Source organism: Snodgrassella sp. B3882 (assembly GCF_026535915.1).
In the GTDB taxonomy this organism is placed as follows: Bacteria; Pseudomonadota; Gammaproteobacteria; order Burkholderiales; family Neisseriaceae; genus Snodgrassella.
Genome location: NZ_JAFNPF010000001.1, coordinates 451,553 through 472,354, shown reverse-complemented (window position 1 = coordinate 472,354; position 20,802 = coordinate 451,553). Strand labels below are relative to the sequence as shown.

Below are 20,802 nucleotides of genomic sequence, written 5' to 3'. Positions count from 1 at the left end.
ATATACTCTTGATCATTTAATTTTACTTTTTATATTTTTTATAATTCTGATGCCTAATAACCAAAAGTAATTTTGAAAAGGGGGAATAATCTATTCGCTTATTCCAATCCCCTTCTCATGAAAAACCATTTCTTTTACCAACTGGAGATCTTCTTTTTACAACAACTTCGTGCGCCAAAAAACTTTTTTCAGTTCTATGACATCTATTACTGCTCCATAGTGCTGGCTTTTTATAGTCTATGGCATAAACATGCCACCATTTACATGCAAGGTCTGACCGGTAATGTACTTGGCTTCATCACTGGCTAAAAACAACACGGCAGCAGCAATGTCTTCGGGTGTACCAAATTGATTCAATGCGGTTTGCGCTGAGAAATAATCCCGTTGCTCTTGAGGCAAAGCGAGTGTCATGTCGGTTTCAATAAAACCGGGTGCAACGCAGTTGACAGTAATACCCCGACTGCCCACTTCGCGCGCCAGTGATTTGGTAAATCCGATTAAACCCGCTTTGGCCGCTGCATAATTGGTCTGTCCAGGGTTGCCGATAGAGCCCACTACGGAAGTAATGTTGATAATTCTGCCTGTGCGAGCTTTCATCATACTTCGAACTACGGCTTTACTGGCACGAAATGCAGATTTGAGATTAATTTCCATAATTTCATCCCACTCTGCTTCTTTCATACGCATCAGTAAATTATCGCGAGTAATACCTGCATTGTTGACCAAAATATCAATTTTGCCGATTTCACTTTCAATGTTGCTGATCAGATTTTCAATACTGTTTTCTTCAGCAATACGTAATTCTCGCCCTTCACCGCCAAACTGTGCCAGCGCTTCATTAATTGAATTGACACCATTGCTTGATGTCGCGGTGCCAATAACTTTAGCTCCTTGTGCCGCCAATAACTGAGCAATAGCCGCCCCAATGCCACGTGTTGCACCTGTCACTAGGGCTATTTTACCGGTTAAGTCCTGATTCATTGTTTGTCCTTTATTTTGCTGGATGCGTGGCAACAAAGTTTTCCACGCTATCTAGACTAGTTAGTGCGGTACAATCTGTACTTTTATCGATGCGTTTACACAGACCGGTTAACACTTTACCTGGACCACATTCAGCAAATTCGGAGATCCCTTCTGCAATGAGTTTTTCTACTGTTTCTGTCCAACGTACTGGTGAATACAGTTGTTGCACCAATGCTGTCTTGATACTTTGGGCATCAGAATGTGCTAAAACATCGACGTTGTGAATGACTTTAATTTGCGGTGTTTTGATGGTTACCTGGGTCAGCGCATGGGCTAATTGTTCGGCTGCCGGTTTCATCAAACGGCAATGCGAAGGCACGGACACGGGAAGAGGCAAAGCGCGTTTTGCACCAGCAGCTTTTGCCAATTCGCAGGCACGATTGATCGCTTCGGTATTGCCAGCGATGACGATTTGACCTGGCGAATTAAAGTTTACAGCCTCTGCCACGCTACCAGAAAGTTCTTGTTCTGATTGAGCACAAACTTGACGCACGCTTTGATCATCCAAGCCCAAAATAGCCGCCATAGCGCCTTCGCCTTGTGGCACAGCATTTTGCATTAATTCAGCACGCAGACGCACCAATTTAATTGCATCGATAAAATCCAGACTGCCGGCTGCAACCAAGGCGGTATATTCTCCCAAACTGTGACCGGCTACAAATGCGGGCATTAATCCATGCAATTGTTGATAAACGCGCCACACTGCTACACCAGCAGCCAGCATCAGGGGCTGGGTATTGATGGTTTCATTCAAAGCTGCGGCATCATCGCCATTCATTAATGCCCAAAAATCCTGATTTAGGGCTGTGGATGCCTGATCGAATGTCTGTCGTACCACCTCTATGTCATTAAATCCTGACATCATGTTGAGGCTTTGTGATCCCTGACCGGGGAAAAAGAAGGCTATACTCATGCTTTTCCTTGGATTTAGTTATATACAATATCCAAAATAGTTATTTTAATACTGGTAATGTGTATTATATCGTATGTATGTTGCCAAGTAGTAAGTTCTACAATTTGCTCTTTAAAATAATCTGTACTTCAAATGTTTGTAATCGGCAGTCATGGGTACCTAACATCGGTTAATGAATAAAATCAGGTCTGATAGAGTATCTATCTATATATGAATAAATCATCATATTTAAGTTAGCCAATTTTATAAAAAACCATACTGATCAAAAAGATGGACTTGATTAGCAGAGCGTCTAAATTAGTTAACGATATAATTTATATGATTTTAAACATGGTTTAAAGACAAATTATGATTAAATATCAGTTCCATCAATTTAAAACAAATGAATTAGGGTATCGATGATGAGATAGGTTAACCATTTCTAAGCAGCAATTCAATTCACTTGGTTATTATTTTATCGGGGGCTTATTGATTTTCAATGGCTTATCGGAATAAACATGCATTTTAGTCCCTTTTGGCGCACCTATTGCGTTGGAAAGGTTGGCCACCAAAGTTTCAGTAAACGGTCCCTGATAAACTTTATTACCCATATGGGTTAGATTAGAACGAGAATCTGCATAAATTTTGCCACCAATTTTAGACCATAGATAACAGAAACTATAATCTTCGGACATATAGCGTTTGGTAACTGGATCAACCATACAATCGTAAAAACGATAGTGAAAACCTTTATCAACAACATCAACAGAATCGGTTTTATATTGTAAATCTGGATATGCCTGCATTAATTTCTGAAAAACCTCTCGTTTGATCGCCATGAATCCTGTGGGCGCCTCAGAGAGCTCAAAAAATCCATCATCATCAATATTAATATGCACTTCATTATTCTGATCTGGAAGTACATTGATGGTGTAGCTGGTGTATTTGGCGTTGAACTGTTGCTGGGTCATGTGTGCATCAATTCCATTTTGCGGCCAATAATCTTTCTTTAAAGGATAAACACCTGCCACCACATCACGATCAGCTAACAATAATCGATGAAAAGCTTCAACTGAGAAACCGATATCGGTATCAACCCAGCATAAATGAGTCCATTCCGGATGTGCCAGAAATTCCGCTACGCTATCATTACGAGCACGTGTGATGAGGCTTTCACCCTGATGTAAATACATTTGCAATGGATATTTTGCGCCGGTATGGGCGGCGGCCAAAGCCAGGATAGATTTAACATAGTTGCCGTAATAGCGTCCATCATGACTGGGCGACATGATGACGGGATGCATATCAGCTAATGCAGATCTGGGTAACATATTCTGGACTCTTTTTTTCTTTATAAAATTAATATTTAATGGTTACAGCGCCCCAAGCGAATCCGCCACCAATACCCTCTAGCAATAAAGTTTGTCCACGCTGAATACGTCCGGACTTGATCCCCTGATCCAAGGCTAAAGGTATGGAAGCTGCAGAGGTATTCCCCTGCTCTGCTAAAGTTACGATGACTTTGTCCATTGGTACGTTGAGATGCCGCGCTGTGGATTCGATTATGCGCAAATTAGCCTGATGTGGAATTATCCAATCTATGTCGGTTGGAAGTAACCCAGATTTATCCATGACTTCCTGAGCAATACGAGCCAAAGCTTTAACAGCAAATTTATATACCGCCTGACCGTCCATATGCAGATAAGGTGAATCTTGAATATCACCTGAGACTATTTTCCCAGGCGTTTGCAAAATGTGGCTATATGCGCCATCCGCGCGTAATTCTGTGTGTAAGATTCCACCTTCTTGTTCTGAAGCACTCAGTATGACCGCGCCCGCTCCATCACCGAACAAAACGCAAGTGCGACGATCGCTCCAATCCAATAATCGGCTAAATGTCTCAGCACCAATCACTAAGGCTTTAGTCGCCATTTTGCTTTTTATATAGGCATTCGCTGTGGCTAATGCGTACATAAACCCTGCACAGACTGCTTGCACATCAAATGCAGGACAGCCAGCTATACCAAGTTTATTCTGCACGATACAAGCTGTAGCAGGAAAAGTCATGTCTGGTGTAGATGTAGCGACGATGATCAGATCTATGTCAGCAGCATCAATACCAGCATCTGCTAACGCAGCCTGCGCTGCTTTAACTGCCAGATCACTGGTTTGCTCATCCTGTGCAGCGATGTGACGAGCTTTAATACCAGTGCGGGAGGTAATCCACTCATCCGATGTGTCAACTATTTTACTTAAATCTTCATTGCTGACACGGCGAACCGGCAAGTAACCGCCAGTACCAAGAATATGGGCATGTAACATGGTTTATTCTTCAGATCGGGACAAAGGAGCTATTGTAGACAAAGTCAATGGTATTGTCTGCCTTTGTCTTCAGTTGGGTTATTCCTCAGGAGTGGATAGCTGTTCAGCCACGCCAGCCTGAATTTGGGTAATTGAGTCTGCCTTAATGGCTTTATATGCTTCCTGTAAAGCAAAACAGAATCCTGTAGCATCTGTACCACCGTGACTTTTCACAACGACACCGCGTAATCCCAGAAAAATGGCGCCATTAAAGCGACGGGGATCTAAACGCCGTTTGAAACCTTTAAACACGGGTAAGGCGATTAATGCTGACAATTTGTTATACCAACTACGGGTAAATTCTTCTTTGATGACTTCACCGGAAAATTTGACCGCTCCTTCGATGCTCTTGAGCATAGCGTTACCGGTAAATCCATCCACCACCAGTACATCAACTTCGGCGCTAAATATGGCATTGCCTTCAACATTACCGACGAAGTTGAGCTTACTTTCACGTAAAAGCTGATGAGCGTCTTTAACAGCGGCATTACCTTTGATATCTTCTGTACCCACATTCAGCAGTCCTACCCGTGGCTGTTTGTTGTCTGGTTGCAGGGAAGCAACTAGCTGACTACCTGCCACAGCAAACTGTAATAACTGCTCACCACTGCAATCGACATTTGCGCCCAAATCAAGAACCAGTGTCACGTGATTATTGCGGGCAGGCAAAAATTTGGCGATGGCCGGACGGCTGATACCAGGAATGGTTCTTAAAACAAATCTCGCCGTTGCCATCAATGCACCGGTATTACCAGCAGAAACGGCAGCTTGCGCCTTGCCCTCTGTAATCTGATTAATGGCAACACGCATGGAAGAATCTCGTTTATTTTTTAAGGCAGACGAAGGTTCTTCATCCATACCAACCACTTCACTTGCTGCTTGAATGGTAATTCTGCCGACAGAAGCATTGCTTTTGGCCAGAGCGGATTTAATCTGCATTTCATCTCCGACGAGAATGAGTGCCGCATCGCTTTGCTTCTGTAAAAAATCCAATGCACCCTGAATGGTCACATCCAGTCCGTAGTCGCCGCCCATGACATCAACGGCGATAGTTTTTAAGGTCATAGATTAGTTCTCGGGTAAAGATTGACTAACAACATTTTGATAATGTTCATCTATATCCAGCGCATCCCATGGATAATTAATCCACCAGTCATCAACCTGAATAGCACTGTAAAATGGCATATCAGCCGGTAATACGCCTTTTTTGGTTTTACGTTTTTCATGCAAAACAGCCACCCCTAGCTGGTTAAACCCTTCATGCTGCAATTCACGCACACAGAATTCCAGGGTAGCCCGACTGTCATCCACTTCATCAATGATAAGCAGTTTTTTTTCTTTCAGTTTTTTATCAAATCCATCTGTCCACTGTATTTTTTGAGGAAGATCAGTAGGCTGATCGTTGACATCATAATATGATAATGTAACGGTATATACCGGAATGTTTAAAAAACTGCGCAATATCCGTGCCGGAATAAATCCGCCACCACCAATGGCGATCATAGCATCAAATGAGTGTTCTGATGCCTGGATTTTTTCTGCCAGTTGTTTGATAGCACGATGTATGTCTTCGTAGTTATACCAGATTTTTTTCATTTAGAGCTCGGATCAGTATAAATTAGGCCATAACTGGCAATAGAATCATAGTATTGCATAAAATGTATGCAAACTGTACCTGTTAGTAGTCAATACAAAAAAGCCAGTGATTGCTTGAGCAACGCCTGGCTTCCTAACATGTGAAATAATCACTGAGTAATTATTCGCCTTTGGCTTTAACTACTTTGCGACCACGGTACATACCGTTTGGAGAGATGTGGTGACGCAAATGTACTTCGCCGGTATTAACGTCGGTAGATACTTGCACTGCGGTCAGACCGTCATGTGAGCGATGCATACCGCGTTTAGATGGTGATTTTTTGTTTTGTTGAACTGCCATGTTAAAGCTCCTGGTAAGTAAGTTAATTCGTTAGTGGCCACTTTTCAGTCCCGCCAGGCTGGCAAAGGGATTATCTGAGGCCTGATTGGTTGATGTTGCCAATACGTGATCACAATCGTTATGCCTTGGCGCAACGGGAATAGCCATCAAAATCTGATCTTCAATCATTGAGGTCAGATTGAGCTCCTCCTGCCACAAGGCACCTTCAAGCGCTTCATCAGCGACCATCGCGTCATCAAGTGATTGTTCATCAGCAAACAGCACTACATGGGACTGGTCATCCAACATCCACGATACAGCTTGTAAACAGCGCTGGCATACCAGTTTTAATTCGCCTTTTATGCTGATATTGATAAAAGGACGTTGCCAGCGATCGATTCCACCGCGAGCCTGAAACTGGATAATACCGTCACGCTGAGCCAGAAGTTCATGCGACCAAACCCTCCGGTCTAACGCTTGTAAGCGCACTTCCCCGCTGCATTGCTGCTGTTCGCGCGTAAACGTGATTGTATCAATCAAAATAGGGTCTAACATAAACGGTCGATGATATAATTTAAGCTTTCTAATGTCAATGAGTTTGCACTTAATGAAGATAAAGAAAAGGTTAATTCTGGCTTCCAGTTCGCGCTTTAGACAGCAGCAATTAAAACATTTGCAATTGCCGTTTGAAGCGATTAAACCCGAGTTTGAAGAATATCCTTTATTCAATGAAACTGCTGCTCAAACGGCTTTGCGGTTAGCGGCAGGAAAAGCCCACTCGGTGGCAGAACAATTTCCTGAAGCATTGATCATAGGCTGTGATCAGGTGGCATGGTGCAACAATCGTCAGTTAGGTAAACCTCTAAGCGTAGCAAAAGCACAACAAATGCTGGCAAGTGTAAGCGGTCAGGAGCTGATATTTTACAGTGCAATAGTTTTGTTTAATCCAGCAGAAAACCGTCTGCACCAACATGTTGATGAAACTCGCGTCTTAATGCGGAAGTTAACTTTGACACAGATTGATCATTATCTGAGATTGGAACCTGATGCGATTTACTGTGCTGGTGCGGCGAAAAGTGAGGGCTTAGGTGCTCTTTTAATCAAACGAATTCACAGTACTGATCCGAATGCACTAATAGGATTGCCTATTTTTCACTTAATTGATTTTTTACTTGCTGAAGGTATAGATATTCTATGACTACTCCAACTTTATATTTGATCCCCACACCTTTGGGCTCAGCACAGACACCTAGTTTACTGCCTCATGAGCAAGCACTGATTGTGACTTTGACTGATTTCGTTGTGGAAGCAGAAAAAACTGCTCGTGCGCATTTGAAAGCCTTCAATATCAATACCCCTATCCGTGAGCTTAATCTACAAACTTTGAATGAACACACTCCCACTAAAGATGTCGCTGCGTTATTGCAGCCTTTACGCTCTGGAAGAAGTATGGGTTTATTGAGCGAAGCTGGCTGCCCTGCCGTTGCCGATCCAGGCGCACAATTGGTTGCTCAAGCACATCAGGCTGGTTTTACTGTGGTTCCATTAGTGGGTCCATCCAGTATTATGCTGGCCTTGATGTCCTCAGGTGCAAATGGTCAATGTTTTGCCTTTAAAGGCTATTTACCAGCAGAGAAAAACTTGCGTATTAGCCAACTGAAGCAATTAGAAGTGCGATCTCGTCAAGCTAATGAAACTCAGCTTTTTATTGAAACTCCTTACCGTAATGATGCTTTGCTGGCAGACGCTGTGGCTGTATTGCATCCGCAAACTCGTTTGTGCGTCGCTACTGATTTAACTTTACCCACTCAGTCAATTATCAGTCAGCCTGTAGCGGTCTGGCGGCAAATGCATGTCTTACCCTCTTTGAAAAAAAGACCGTCAATGTTTGTGATTTATGCTGGTTAGAAAGAAATTTTTAGACTTTTAACAGCTGATTTAATTCAGGTACTCTTGTCAAGAAAATTCTGGCTGCCTATAATGCTCAACTTCAATCGGAGTGTAGCGCAGCCCGGTAGCGCACCTCGTTCGGGACGAGGGGGTCGAAGGTTCGAATCCTTTCACTCCGACCATATTTACAGAACAGATCCACAGCCATGGTCAAAATGTAGAAGATGATGAATTCCATGCTGTAGAAAGAGATCTTGTAATAGGGGAAATACAAGATAAACATACCTGTAGAATTGGTGATGTTAATATGAAAGAAGCAAGACTTTACCCGTATTCATACAGATTTTCAGATGCGTAGAAGTGAAGAATCATCTAGGGAATATCCTAATTATCAGAAAGATGAAGATTAGAAATATAATACGATGAAAACAAAGGAAACTATAGAAATATTAAAAAAAGCAGGATGGGAATTAGGGAGAGAGAGAAAAATAAAAAAAGAAATAGATTTTTTAGAAATTAAAGGCTATAGCATTTCAGATTCTTTTGTTTCTTTTTATAAAGAATATGGGGAATTGTATATTGATATTAAGGTAAAAGGAAATGATAGAGTCATTGATTTTAATATATATACTGCAGTAAGTTATGATTATGATGAAGTTATTATAAATGATTACCCTAAAATAATCGGTTCTCAAAGTTTAATTCCTATAGGAAATATTGATGCAACATCTTATTTAGTTATAGATGAAAATAAAAAAATATATTCTTTATATGATGGCAGTGTTCTGGTTATCGGTGAAGATCCAGATAATGCATTAAATAATTTATTTAGTAAGGGATGGAGAGAATTTCAGGAATTAGCAATACCTGATTGGTGGTAGAGTATTAAACAACAAAACTGTACCTATAACTTATTCAAGTATCACTATTGGAATTTAAATCTTCTATTTTATTTTTTTCTTTCTTTCTAAAGATAAATTATCAGGCAGCAACCGAAAGAGATGCGCAAAGTATCGCTTTACTTCTTAGTAATGGAGGAATCGGAGGAAGAAATGGGTAAGGTGCAGAAAAAGGATAAGTAGCTCAGAAAGCAAGGGCAACAACAGAGAGTGGGAAAAAATTCAGCGGATAGAGTATAGAGAGGGGTAAATAAGAATATTGATTATGCTAAGAAGCTCAGAGCAAATCTGCGCTCTCGGAAAAAATAACGATGCGCATACAGGCTTAGCTAAATTAATTACTCAAAGAAGGTAGCAAGAAGCTATTGATTTTTTCAAAACATAATCCAACTATAAATTAAGCCATCTAAATTCTATGTTTAGATGTATATTTTGTATTCTATTTTCATATTAAGTATCTATTCTGCCTTTCAGTTAAAGAATATCTGTCAACAATTAAAAAAAAATATTTATGTTTGAACAATTATTATCAAGCAATTTTATTACCAATATTTTTTTAAAATCAATATTTATTATATTAAATATAAATTTACCTAGTCATTTTATTAATCAATTGATGAAAATAAGGCGTTAAAATTTGTTGACACTATGCATTCTGCAATACATACTCAATTCTCATGCCACAGATATATTATGATATTTGTAAATTAAAGATACTAACCGCTTGAGGTAAACCATGTTACCAGTTGAGAAAGAACATCAGCCTTCCCCATCTCGGAAAACTCGTTGGTATAAAGTACTTTATATACAGGTCATTATAGCCATTATTATCGGGGTTTTACTTGGTCATTTTTTTCCGTCTGTAGGCGAGAGTATGAAGCCTTTCGGCGATGCTTTCATCAAGCTGGTCAAGATGATTATCTCTCCGGTCATTTTTTTAACTATTGTATTGGGCATTGCTGAAATGACCAATATGAAGGTTATGGGTCGGGTTATCGGCAAATCATTGGTTTATTTCATCTTTTTTTCAACATTAGCTTTGGCGGTGGGTCTGCTGGTTGCTAATATAGCGCATCCAGGTTCAGGTTTGAACATTGATCCTGTTTCTCTTGACAGCTCTAAGGTTGAAGAATATGTACAGAAATCACATGATGCTAGCTTAACTGGTTTTTTAATGAATATCATTCCAACAACTGTTGTCAGCCCACTGACTAATGGCAATATTTTGCAGACGTTATTTGTGGCTGTTCTGTTTGGTATTTCAATGGTTTTGGTGGGTGAAAAGGCTCGTCCCTTATTGCATATTTTTGAGAATTTATCCGCATTAGTTTTTAAAATGGTATCGATATTGATGCGTGCCGCCCCAATAGGTGCCTTTGGTGCCATGGCTTTTACGATTGGTAAGTATGGTATTGGCTCAATCGGCAATCTTCTCTATTTAATACTGACGTTCTATGTTTCTTCTATTTTGTTTATTTTAATTATTTTAGGTGCTGTAGCCAGATACAATGGTTTTTCAATTATTAAATTAATCAAATATATTAAAGAAGAAATGCTATTGGTTTTAGGCACGAGTTCATCTGAAGCGGCTTTACCTACGTTAATGCAGAAAATGGAAAAGGCAGGTTGTCAAAAATCGATTGTCGGGATTGTGGTGCCTACAGGTTACTCATTTAATTTGGATGGTACCAATATCTATATGACGATGGCTGCGCTATTTATCGCTCAGGCGTGTAATATAGAACTGACATTACAACAGCAGATACTGCTGTTACTGGTTGCTATGCTTAGTTCCAAAGGGGCTGCAGGGGTAACGGGAGCTGGCTTTATTACCTTAGCAGCCACCATTTCGGTTGTTCCCTCTATTCCCGTGGCTGGTATGGCTTTGATTTTAGGGATTGATCGTTTTATGTCTGAATGCCGTGCCTTAACCAATTTGGTGGGTAATGCTTGTGCCACCATTGTGATTGCACGATGGGAAAAAGGGCTGGATAAGAAGAAATTAGACGAAGTACTGAAGTAAGTTCAGCACGAGTTAGTTATAGCAAGATTAAAAAAGCGATGAGTTTCTATCTCATCGCTTTTTTTATTAATGCAGATAAATCAATCAGTTAAATCTTAGATCACTCTCTAAGCTTAACCAACTTTCATACCAGGTTGTGCACCACTATCAACATCGAGTAAAAACAGCTTACCTTCTCCCGCAGCAGAAGTAATCATCCCTTCTGATACGCCGAATTTGGCCATTTTACGTGGGGCAAAGTTGGCTACGACAATCACCATACGACCAACCAGTTTTTCTGGTTCGGGATAACTAGCAGCTATTCCTGAAAAGATCGTACGTTGCTCAAATCCTAGATCCACTTGAAATTTCAACAATTTGCTACTGCCTTCTACTTTTTCGCAACTGAGAACTTCAGCAACACGCATGTCGATTTTCATAAAGTCATCAAAGGAAGCCGTGGCTGCCACCGGCTCATATTTTGCCGCATCATCCGCAGTTGTAGCTGCCTGAATATTTTCTTTATTTGCCATCACTAATTCATCCACTTGTTTTTGTTCTACCCGCTGCATCAGGTGTTTGTATGGGTTAATACCATGTCCAGCTGGCAATAATTTGGTGCTTTCATCCCAGTTTAAGGTAGGCACGTTTAAGAAAGCTGCTGCCGCTTTAGCCAGTTCAGGCAATACAGGTGCTAAGTAAATGGTTAATATGCGAAACGCATTAATTAGCTCACTACATACCTGCTGTAAATAGGCTTCCTGCCCTTCCTGTTTGGCCAGTTCCCAAGGTTTATTGGCATCTACGTATTCATTAACGATATCAGCGAGAGCCATAATATCTCGCAATGCTCGGGCATATTCTCGTTCTTCATAGCTTGTTGCAATCGATTCACTTTTGGCCTGCAGTTGCGGTAATAATTGGCTAGCGGTGACGTCTGTGAGCTTGCCATCAAAGCGTTTGCTGATAAATCCAGCAGCACGAGCTGCTATATTCACATATTTGCCGACTAAATCGCTGTTTACGCGGGCAATAAAATCGGTCAAATTTAAATCCAGATCTTCAATTTTGCTATTGAGCTTCGCGGCAAAATAATAACGTAGCCATTCTGGATTCATGCCTTGCTGTAAATAAGAGCTGGCGGTAATGAATGTACCACGCGATTTAGACATCTTTTGTCCATCTACCGTCAGAAAACCATGAGCAAATACGCTGGTAGGTGCACGCAAGTTAGCGTATTTCAATGTCGCTGGCCAAAATAATGCATGAAAGTAAAGGATGTCTTTGCCGATAAAATGATACATCTCGGTTTGACTATCTGGCTTAAACCAGCTATCAAAATCTATATTAATACGCTCACATAAGTTTTTAAAAGAAGCCATATAACCTATAGGGGCGTCTAACCAAACATAGAAATACTTGCCTGGCGCATCCGGGATCTCAAAGCCAAAATACGGCGCATCACGGCTGATATCCCAGTCACTAAGTTGATCCCCTTGTAACCACTCATTCATCTTATTTAATGCTTCGGGCTGTAAATGTGGTTGCTGCCGTCCGTCAGCTAAGGTTGTACTACCTGAAGTCCATTGTTTCAGATAATCAGCACACTCGCCGAGCTTAAAGAAAAAATGTTCTGATTCTTTTAATACTGGTGTTGCACCAGATATAGCTGAATAGGGATTAATCAGTTCAGTTGGGCTGTAGGTGGTTCCACAAACTTCACAATTATCGCCATATTGATCCTGGGCGTGACACTTAGGGCATTCACCTTTCACAAACCGATCAGGTAAAAACAGTTTCTTTTCCGGATCAAACAGTTGCTCGATGGTACGGCTTTCAATTTTGCCATTGGCTTTTAAAGCCAAATAAATGCTACGTGACAACGCTTCATTTTCTGGTGAATGAGTGCTGTAATAGTTATCATAACCTATACCAAAACCGGTGAAATCAGCCAGATGACTTTCGCGTACTTTAGCTATCATTTCTTCTGGCGTCACCCCTTGCTTCTGTGCAGCCAGCATCACTGGTGTACCATGCGTGTCATCGGCACAAACATAGTAACATTCATGACCGCGAGATTTTTGGAAGCGTACCCAAATATCTGTTTGAATGTGTTCTACCATATGCCCTAAATGAATATTGCCATTAGCATAAGGCAAGGCAGAAGTCACTAAAATTTTACGTTGTTGTGTCATGATTAAAATGTCGTTATCGCTAAAAAATAATAAAATTATAACAGAGCTGTATCAGCCTAAACAGTGACGACCACTAAGAGGGGAAATACCTAATTTGCACTAAAATTAATTGTGTCTTAAACAACATGTTTATCAGATTGGACAGCAGCGGCCATTCCAAGCGTTGTGCAACCATGCAATTGTTTCGTCATTAAGCATGAGTATGGGTACAAATTCGCCTCAACTTACTCCAGCCAATCATAAATGAAACTTCCATGGCAGTAAAAAACACCGCTACCCAATTTTCCACTCAGCCAAAATACTGCATGAGTTTCTAAGTTAATATCGGAAAAAGATATGGCGACAATCCAAAGATCACTCATCGATGAAATTGTGGCTAAATATGAGACTGGTTGTACTTTAGGCAGCCCTTTACCTCTAAAACATTAGTCTAAGGCTTCTTTTTCCTGCTGTGCCCATTCCGGCGTAATCCATTTTTGCGCATGCTGTGGCTGCCAATGACGCATTTGATTCAGTAAATTTTCTGCATCATTGTCAACACAAACTAATTCCATATTTTGTTGCGGCATAAAACCGGCATCGGCGGTATTCTGTAACATTTGCAACAGTGGATCAAAGAAACCAGCCACATTCAAAATTCCAATAGGATGCGGATGTAATTTAAGCTGAGCTTGAGACAGTACTTCAAATAGTTCTTCGTACGTTCCTAAACCACCGGGCATGGCAATAAAAGCATTGGCCAATTCAATCATTTTATTTTTGCGCTCAGTCATATTGGCTGTTTCATAGAGTTTAGTTAATCCAAGATGAGCACCTTCCTGATTTTTTAAAAAAGTTGGAATGACTCCGATGACTTCCCCACCATTTTCCAGTACCGCTGTGGCGATGGTTCCCATTAAACCAATATTGCCACCACCATAAACCAGCCTACTTCCCTGCTGTGCAATAACTTTTCCCAAATGACGAGCTGCATCAAAGAATGCTTTATTTGCCCCTAGATTAGACCCACAATAAACAACTATATTTTTCATTATTATTTCCATTTGTCTTTTAAATACTGATTTTAGCCAAAATATTAGCCATCAGTGCAAACCATTAAATACTACCCCAGCTACTAGCAGTTAGCCAATTAATCAACTTCTACATGACTGCCTGAGGATAGGATCCGATTAGCTTTAAAAATGCTGAACGCTGATGCAAGTCTTTCAAGGCTGCGGATAAAGCATGGTCTAGCTGATGGCCTTCGACATCTATAAAAAACACATACTCCCATAAACCACCGCGACTCGGACGACTTTCTAACTTGGTCATGGAGACCCCATGTTGGGCAAACGGCAACAACAATTCATGTACCGCTCCTGCTCTATTAGGAACAGCAACAATTAAAGAGGTCTTATCTTGACCACTGGCAGCCGTTTCATTGTGACCCAGGACCAAAAAGCGGGTCGTATTATTTGGCTCATCTTCAATATGACTCGCCAGAACACATAATTGATAATGTTCGGCCGCCATCAATGAGGCTATCGCCACGGCACTGTTGTCAGCTGCAGCCATACGGGCTGCTTCAGCATTGCTGGCTACAGCTATACGCGCAACCTCTTTCGGCAGATTTTTATCCAACCATTGGCGACATTGTGCCAGTGCCTGCGCATGTGCATACACTTTATCAAACTCTTGCTGTTCACTACTGGCGCGCAATAAATGATGATGAATGCGTAAAATGACTTCACCGCAGGCTTTTAACGGTGTTTTTACTAACAGATCAAGACTACGTCCGATTGATCCTTCGGTGGAGTTTTCCACTGGAGTCACCACATAATCAGCCTGATTTGCTTCAACCAGTCGAAAAGCTTCATCAATGGTTGCACAAGGCTGGGTATGTGCTGCCTGTCCAAAATGCTTCAAAGCTGCTTGTTCGGTAAAAGTTCCTTGTGGTCCCAGATAGGCAATGGTCAATGGACGTTCCAGTGCCAGACATTCACTCATGATGGCTCGCTGCAAGCGCGCGACGGCATGATCAGATAATGGACCGGGATTAAGTTGCTGAACTCTTCGCAACACCGCCGCTTCACGTTCAGGTCGATAAATAAGCTGGTCTCCTTTAATGTGACCAATCGCCTGAGCATGACTCGCCCGTTGATTCAATAATTGTAAAATTTCTGCATCAATCTGATCTATCGCCATGCGGTGAGGTTTAAGTTTTTCGTTATCAGACATAATAAAAAATTCTGTGAATAGTTATCCTATTTTTATAAAAAAAGCAGTCAGTCGCAGACTGACTGCATCTACTATCTATTTTTACGCCAAGCACTGCCAGAAAATGCCCATAACAATATGGCACCCAGACAAGTCGAAATCAGCATCATGGTAGGCATAACATGCATGGTGCCATTATGTAATAGCGTCGTTAGCCATCCTACCGTGGCAGCAATCAAAAACTGCATCGTGCCGAGTACTGCATTGGCACTACCCGCCACTTCACGGAAGTAGCTCATAAAACAAGCTTGAGTATTAGAGCCAACCAAACCTTGTGAACCAACTGAAAACATAATCAAGATCAGCAACAGAAAAAACGGAGGTTTATCCATTCCCCATACCACGATTGTCATTAATAAATTGCAGACCAATTGCAAAATAACCCCGCTGAGCAAAATATTTTTTGCTGGAGTGGTGCGTAGGCGATATGCCGTAATGCGGTTAAACATCATCATCGTAATCACATTCGCACCAAAAGCCCACGAATATTGATGCGAGCTTAACCCATACAAGTTCATATAGACGAATGAAGATTCAGTCAGAAACACAAACATGGCAGCAAAACCGGCTGTTTGGAAAAACATAAAGCCTAATGACTCGCGTTCGCGAAATACCACTTCAAAATTCTGCTTGATTTTACGAAAAATCCGGCTATCTAACGGCTGAGAAACCCTATTAGAGCGTGGCATAAAGCGCCAGATGCACATCATCACCACCAAGGCATAAACCACCAAAAAAATAAAAATACTGCGCCAACCGCCTAATACTGCTAAACCCGTTCCCAGCATTGGTGCCCCTAAGGGGGCGACTAAAGTGATGATCCCGATGGTGGCAAACATTCTTGCTGCCGCATTACCATGAAAAAAATCGCGGACGGTGGCACCGACAGTTACCGTAGCCATTCCACCCCCCATTGCCTGTATCCAGCGCCAAAATAGTAGTTCTCGTGACGAATCCACAAAGATAATGGCTATTGTCGACATTAAATAAACGCTTAGCCCAATTAAGGCAATAATTTTACGACCTTTAATGTCCGATAATGCGCCACCCATTAACTGACCCAAGGCCACCCCAAACATAAAACTAGAGAGACTTTGCTCAATCAAATGAATATCAGCGTGCAAAGACACAGCCATTTGCGGTACCGATGATAGATAAATATCGGTCGAAAAAGGCATAATGGCGACCATTATTGATAATAGTAAGGCCAGTTTGCGCGGATTAATGGGTAAAGATTGCTGGGTTTGCTCAGTCATGGTTCACACCTACATTTATCCAATCTATTCAGGAAGCCAATAAAGCAACCAGAACGGCTTTAATGGTATGCAGACGGTTTTCTGCCTGCTCGAATACGATAGATGCTGAACTTTCAAAAACCTCTTCACTCACTTCTGCCCCGATCAAGCCAAATTCATCAAATAACCATTGTCCCACCTGAGTTTCGCCATTATGAATGGCTGGCAAACAATGCATAAATTTGACAGCAGGATTGGCCGTAGCCTTGAGCAAATCAGAATCAACGCGATAAGGTTTTAACAGATTGACACGCTCAGTCCAAACATCTTTAGGTTCCCCCATTGAAACCCACACATCAGTATGGATAAAATCAACATCTTTTACAGCACAATAAACATCTTCAGTCAGGGTAATTTTAGCACCGGTCTGGCTGGCAATATCACGACATTGTGCTACCAGTTTTTCATTTGGCCAATAGATTGACGGAGCACCAATGCGCACATCCATACCTGCTTTAGCACCAGCAACCAGTAATGAATTACCCATGTTATAGCGCGCATCACCCACATAAGCATAAGCAATTTGTGCTAACGGTTTTGTACAGTTTTCCTGCATAGTCAACAGATCGGCCAGCATTTGTGTGGGATGAAACTCATTGGTTAAGCCGTTGATTACCGGCACATTGGCATACTGTGCCAGCTCTTCAACCACTTCCTGCCCGTAACCACGATACTCAATCGCATCATATAACCGACCTAAAACCCGTGCCGTATCCTTAATACTTTCTTTATGTCCTATTTGACTACCTTGACTGTCTAAATAAGTGACATTTGCCCCCTGATCATACGCCGCCACTTCAAAGGCGCAACGCGTACGGGTAGAAGTTTTTTCAAAAATCAGCGCAATATTTTTACCCGTTAGCCGTTGCTGTTCGACGCCATTTCTTTTCTCACTTTTCAACTGTGCAGCCAGTTGCAGTAACGACATAATTTCTGCCGGAGTATAATCCAGCAGTTTTAGAAAATGTTTATTAGTCACAGTACTCATCCTCATTATTCTGGCAAGTTATCGTGGTGGCTGAGCCAAAATCAACATCATATTTTCATAAATATCCGACAACTGATCTAATTGCGCCACATTAACACACTCATCAACCTGATGAATCGTGGCATTGACCGGACCCAGTTCAATCAACTCACTGGATATAGCTTTAATAAAGCGTCCATCCGAAGTACCACCTGTGGTAGACAATTCAGCATTGACCCCACAAACCACCTTAATTGCATGTTGCGCCGCTTGGGTTAAGCGTCCGGCATTAGTCAGAAACGGTTCACCTGATAGTGTCCAGACTAAATCATATTTCAAACCATGTCGATTTAATATAGCTTGTACCCGTTGCTGCAAAGCAGAGGCAGTAGATTCTGTCGAAAAACGGAAATTAAATTGCACAGTCATCTCAGCCGGAATCACATTTCCAGCACCCGTACCTGCATGAATATTTGAGATCTGAAAACCGGTTGGTGGAAAATAAACATTACCGTCATCCCAATGCGTATTGACCAGCTCTGCCAAAGCAGCAGCGGCCAAATGCACAGGATTGGCCGCCAGATGGGGATAAGCCACATGTCCCTGCTTACCATGAACCACCAACGTACCAGACAATGAACCGCGTCGACCATTTTTAATCGTATCGCCTACAGTGTTAACCGCAGTCGGTTCACCAACAATACAATAATCAAAATGTTCACCACGCTGCTGCAAAGCTTCTACCACTCGTTTGGTTCCGTCCAAACCGTCACCTTCCTCATCCGAAGTAATCAGCAACGCCAGCCTAATCGGTATTTCCGCTTCATTGCGCAACAAACGCTCACATGCCGTGATAAACGCGGCAATACTGCTTTTCATATCAGCAGCACCTCGCCCATACAAATATCCATCACGTTGTGTCGGCACAAATGGCGCAGAAGTCCAACTACTTTCTTCACCTACCGGCACCACATCTGTATGCCCAGCGAAACACAGTAATGGCCCTTTTTGACCATAGACAGCGTAAAAATTATCCGTCTCACCAAAGCGCATCGTTTCAATTTGAAAGCCCATAGCGGTTAAGCGGCTCATCAGCAATGGCTGACAGCCATGATCATCAGGCGTGATCGAAGGGCGGGCGATTAACGCCTTGGCCAGTTTTAAAGTTTCCGTTTCCATCATCCTTCACCCCTTAAATAACTTCAGGCAGCTTGCACGGCTGCCTGTTAGCATAGATTAACTTTATAAACCAAAAAACACTGCTTGCCAAATATTTACTCAGCAATCGATTAAACACCGACAAACCTTAATTCATTTAGAACAAAATAGTACAGATTATCAGCATGTGAAATTTACCCCCAAAATCGAGAAACAAAACAACTTCTCAGCATTGAGGTAAACACTGTTGTATTGAAATTTGATCGCTTTAGAGAATGTTTGCAGTATAGACGCATTATTTCAAGCATAGAAATCAAACCCAATTCAACTCTGCGCACGATTGACGAGATATGATGTGTATAAGTGCAAAACTTCCTATTTATATTTTTAACACTAGCAACACGTTCATTGATGAAGATCAGCCATTTGCACCCATAATTCTTCTAATCAAGCAATAAAACAACCTCCTAATTGCCGCTATAACGTTGCACATGCAAGCACATCCATAGGCATAGGCTTAAAGCCCCTAATTTTTGCCGCTTACAACTCAAGAACAATTTACTTAAAAGACAACAACCTGAATTTCCCCACCTGAACACCAATATCTGCAAGTTTTATGTAAATTAAAAACCACATCATCCTTAGGTGATCAAAATTCAATCCCTTTATGTTCACAACAAATTAAGGTAAATCATTTCTTCGTCTGGTCACAAAACCATGCACCCAGCAATCTCAATCATATTTCCTTCTCTGCTTATGCAAACATCAAGCTCATTTTTTGCTACCATCGATCATTCATAGCTTCTGACAGCTCGTTTGACATTACATAACAATTCATAAGCGATGGTTCCGGCAGCGGCCGCCACTTCATTCACATTGACCACATCACCCCAAAGCTCCACCTCACTGCCCAAAGCGTGCTGATGATCTGCCAACTGAACCGTGAGCATATCCATCGACACCCTGCCGACTATGCGACTGCGTACACCTTCAATGGCGACTGGCGTTCCAGTTGGTGCACGGCGAGGGTAACCATCGGCATAACCACAAGCAACCAAACCTACCCGTGTAGACTGTGTCGTCACAAAAGTGGCACCATAGCCAATACTTTCCCCCTTTTGCAACACCCGTTCTCCAAAGACCTGGCTAACCAGACGCATAACCGGCTTAAACCGGCTATCAGTACCACCCAGTGGCGACACACCATACAACGCCAGCCCTGCTCTGCCCCAGCCGCGCTGAGCTTGTGGACAGGTCATCATGGCGGCAGAATTGGCTAAACTGATCTCACCAGCTAAATCTGTGCAGACCAGATCAAACGTGTCAATTTGATCGGCTGTCATCGACTTCATTGGCTCATCCGCACAGGCAAAATGGGTCATTTTCACCACGTCTGTGACGTAATTACTCTGCATCAAAGCCTGATATACTGGAGCATAATCGTGCGGAAAAAAACCAGTGCGATGCATCCCTGAATCCATTTTCAACCACACCTTAACCGGCAATTGCCAGTTATACGCCAATAAAGCCTCCAATTGCCACTGATTACCCACCACTGGCCATAAATCATATTGATCAACCAGTGCATATTCTTCGGCAGAAAAAACCCCCTCCAGCATAACAATCGGATTTTCTATTCCTGCTGAACGCAACTCAATGGCTTCATCAATAGAAGAAACAGCAAAACCATCTGCCAGATCAGTTAAAGCCCGGGCACAATGTACCGCGCCATGACCATAGGCGTTGGCTTTGACCACAGCCAGCATCTTGCCTGAACCATGCATCCGTTTTAAAGTTCGAAAATTATCACGTAAATGATTTAAACGAATGTGCGCAACCAAAGGGCGCATAATCGATCTCCTTGTGTGCGAATCAGATAATCTTCATCAAGATTGAATCACAGTCTCAAATCAAAACTCTGCCGCAAATATACTTAAATGGAATAGAAC

General features: G+C 41.9%; 19 protein-coding genes and 1 tRNA gene. 5 read left to right on the top strand and 15 right to left on the bottom strand.

Translation table 11 applies throughout. From position 1 onward, the window contains the following. Positions 1-237: 237 nt before the first annotated feature. The 8 genes from fabG to J3U68_RS01955 all read right to left on the bottom strand — a co-directional run bounded on the left by fabG (position 238) and on the right by J3U68_RS01955 (position 6,746). Positions 238-981: a 3-oxoacyl-ACP reductase FabG gene (fabG, locus tag J3U68_RS01990; RefSeq protein WP_267374039.1), complete on the bottom strand. Its 744-nt coding sequence runs from the start codon at positions 979-981 to the stop codon at positions 238-240. A gap of 10 nt (positions 982-991) precedes the next feature. Beyond that, positions 992-1,936: an ACP S-malonyltransferase gene (fabD, locus tag J3U68_RS01985; RefSeq protein ID WP_267374036.1), complete on the bottom strand. Its 945-nt coding sequence runs from the start codon at positions 1,934-1,936 to the stop codon at positions 992-994. Positions 1,937-2,385: 449 nt separating this feature from the next. Beyond that, positions 2,386-3,246: a hypothetical protein gene (locus J3U68_RS01980; protein ID WP_267374034.1), complete on the bottom strand. Its 861-nt coding sequence runs from the start codon at positions 3,244-3,246 to the stop codon at positions 2,386-2,388. A 28-nt stretch (positions 3,247-3,274) separates the two neighbouring features. Further along, a complete protein-coding gene (locus tag J3U68_RS01975; RefSeq protein ID WP_267374031.1) occupies positions 3,275-4,237 on the bottom strand; it encodes a beta-ketoacyl-ACP synthase III in 963 nt (320 codons plus the stop codon). A 78-nt stretch (positions 4,238-4,315) separates the two neighbouring features. After that, a complete protein-coding gene (plsX, locus tag J3U68_RS01970) occupies positions 4,316-5,341 on the bottom strand; it encodes a phosphate acyltransferase PlsX (protein ID WP_267374029.1) in 1,026 nt (341 codons plus the stop codon). A 3-nt stretch (positions 5,342-5,344) separates the two neighbouring features. Then, positions 5,345-5,872 (bottom strand): phosphoribosyltransferase, encoded by a 528-nt coding sequence (locus J3U68_RS01965; protein WP_267374027.1) that lies wholly within the window; start codon positions 5,870-5,872, stop codon positions 5,345-5,347. Positions 5,873-6,032: 160 nt separating this feature from the next. Further along, a complete protein-coding gene (gene rpmF, locus J3U68_RS01960) occupies positions 6,033-6,212 on the bottom strand; it encodes a 50S ribosomal protein L32 (RefSeq protein ID WP_267374025.1) in 180 nt (59 codons plus the stop codon). Between the two features lie 30 nt (positions 6,213-6,242). After that, the gene (locus J3U68_RS01955; protein WP_267374023.1) at positions 6,243-6,746 is read right to left on the bottom strand and encodes a YceD family protein; all 504 of its coding nucleotides are present in this window, start codon (positions 6,744-6,746) and stop codon (positions 6,243-6,245) included. A gap of 52 nt (positions 6,747-6,798) precedes the next feature. Here J3U68_RS01955 and J3U68_RS01950 point away from each other — a divergent pair, with 52 nt between their 5' ends. From J3U68_RS01950 to J3U68_RS01930, 5 genes are all read left to right on the top strand, one after another. Then, on the top strand, positions 6,799-7,389 hold the full coding sequence (locus J3U68_RS01950; RefSeq protein WP_267374021.1) for a Maf family protein: 591 nt from the start codon (positions 6,799-6,801) through the stop codon (positions 7,387-7,389). Beyond that, entirely contained in the window at positions 7,386-8,099 is a 714-nt protein-coding gene (locus J3U68_RS01945; RefSeq protein WP_267374019.1) for an SAM-dependent methyltransferase, read from the top strand. The genes J3U68_RS01950 and J3U68_RS01945 overlap by 4 nt, the downstream gene beginning before the upstream one ends. 87 nt (positions 8,100-8,186) lie before the next feature. Then, a tRNA-Pro gene (locus J3U68_RS01940) sits at positions 8,187-8,263 on the top strand. A 240-nt stretch (positions 8,264-8,503) separates the two neighbouring features. Then, positions 8,504-8,962: an SUKH-3 domain-containing protein gene (locus J3U68_RS01935; protein WP_267374017.1), complete on the top strand. Its 459-nt coding sequence runs from the start codon at positions 8,504-8,506 to the stop codon at positions 8,960-8,962. A gap of 754 nt (positions 8,963-9,716) precedes the next feature. Next, positions 9,717-11,003, top strand: coding sequence for a dicarboxylate/amino acid:cation symporter (locus J3U68_RS01930; protein WP_267374015.1), 1,287 nt, complete (start codon positions 9,717-9,719; stop codon positions 11,001-11,003). Positions 11,004-11,116: 113 nt separating this feature from the next. Here the strand turns inward: J3U68_RS01930 and metG are convergent, their stop codons facing one another. The 7 genes from metG to alr form a co-directional block, all read right to left on the bottom strand. After that, positions 11,117-13,177 (bottom strand): methionine--tRNA ligase, encoded by a 2,061-nt coding sequence (gene metG / locus J3U68_RS01925; RefSeq protein ID WP_267374013.1) that lies wholly within the window; start codon positions 13,175-13,177, stop codon positions 11,117-11,119. Positions 13,178-13,602: 425 nt separating this feature from the next. Beyond that, on the bottom strand, positions 13,603-14,208 hold the full coding sequence (locus tag J3U68_RS01920; RefSeq protein WP_267374011.1) for a TIGR00730 family Rossman fold protein: 606 nt from the start codon (positions 14,206-14,208) through the stop codon (positions 13,603-13,605). Positions 14,209-14,317: 109 nt separating this feature from the next. After that, positions 14,318-15,394 (bottom strand): prephenate dehydratase, encoded by a 1,077-nt coding sequence (gene pheA, locus J3U68_RS01915; RefSeq protein WP_267374009.1) that lies wholly within the window; start codon positions 15,392-15,394, stop codon positions 14,318-14,320. A gap of 71 nt (positions 15,395-15,465) precedes the next feature. Then, positions 15,466-16,689, bottom strand: a complete 1,224-nt coding sequence (locus J3U68_RS01910) for a multidrug effflux MFS transporter (protein ID WP_267374007.1) — start codon at positions 16,687-16,689, stop codon at positions 15,466-15,468. Between the two features lie 28 nt (positions 16,690-16,717). Further along, positions 16,718-17,716 carry an ornithine carbamoyltransferase gene (gene argF, locus J3U68_RS01905; RefSeq protein ID WP_267374005.1) on the bottom strand — a complete coding sequence of 333 codons (999 nt, stop codon included), beginning with the start codon at positions 17,714-17,716 and terminating at the stop codon, positions 16,718-16,720. 18 nt (positions 17,717-17,734) lie between these two features. Continuing rightward, complete coding sequence (dapE, locus tag J3U68_RS01900) at positions 17,735-18,877, bottom strand: succinyl-diaminopimelate desuccinylase (protein WP_267374003.1); 1,143 nt, start codon at positions 18,875-18,877, stop codon at positions 17,735-17,737. A 767-nt stretch (positions 18,878-19,644) separates the two neighbouring features. After that, positions 19,645-20,703: an alanine racemase gene (alr, locus tag J3U68_RS01895; RefSeq protein WP_267374000.1), complete on the bottom strand. Its 1,059-nt coding sequence runs from the start codon at positions 20,701-20,703 to the stop codon at positions 19,645-19,647. Between the last annotated feature and the right edge of the window lie 99 nt (positions 20,704-20,802).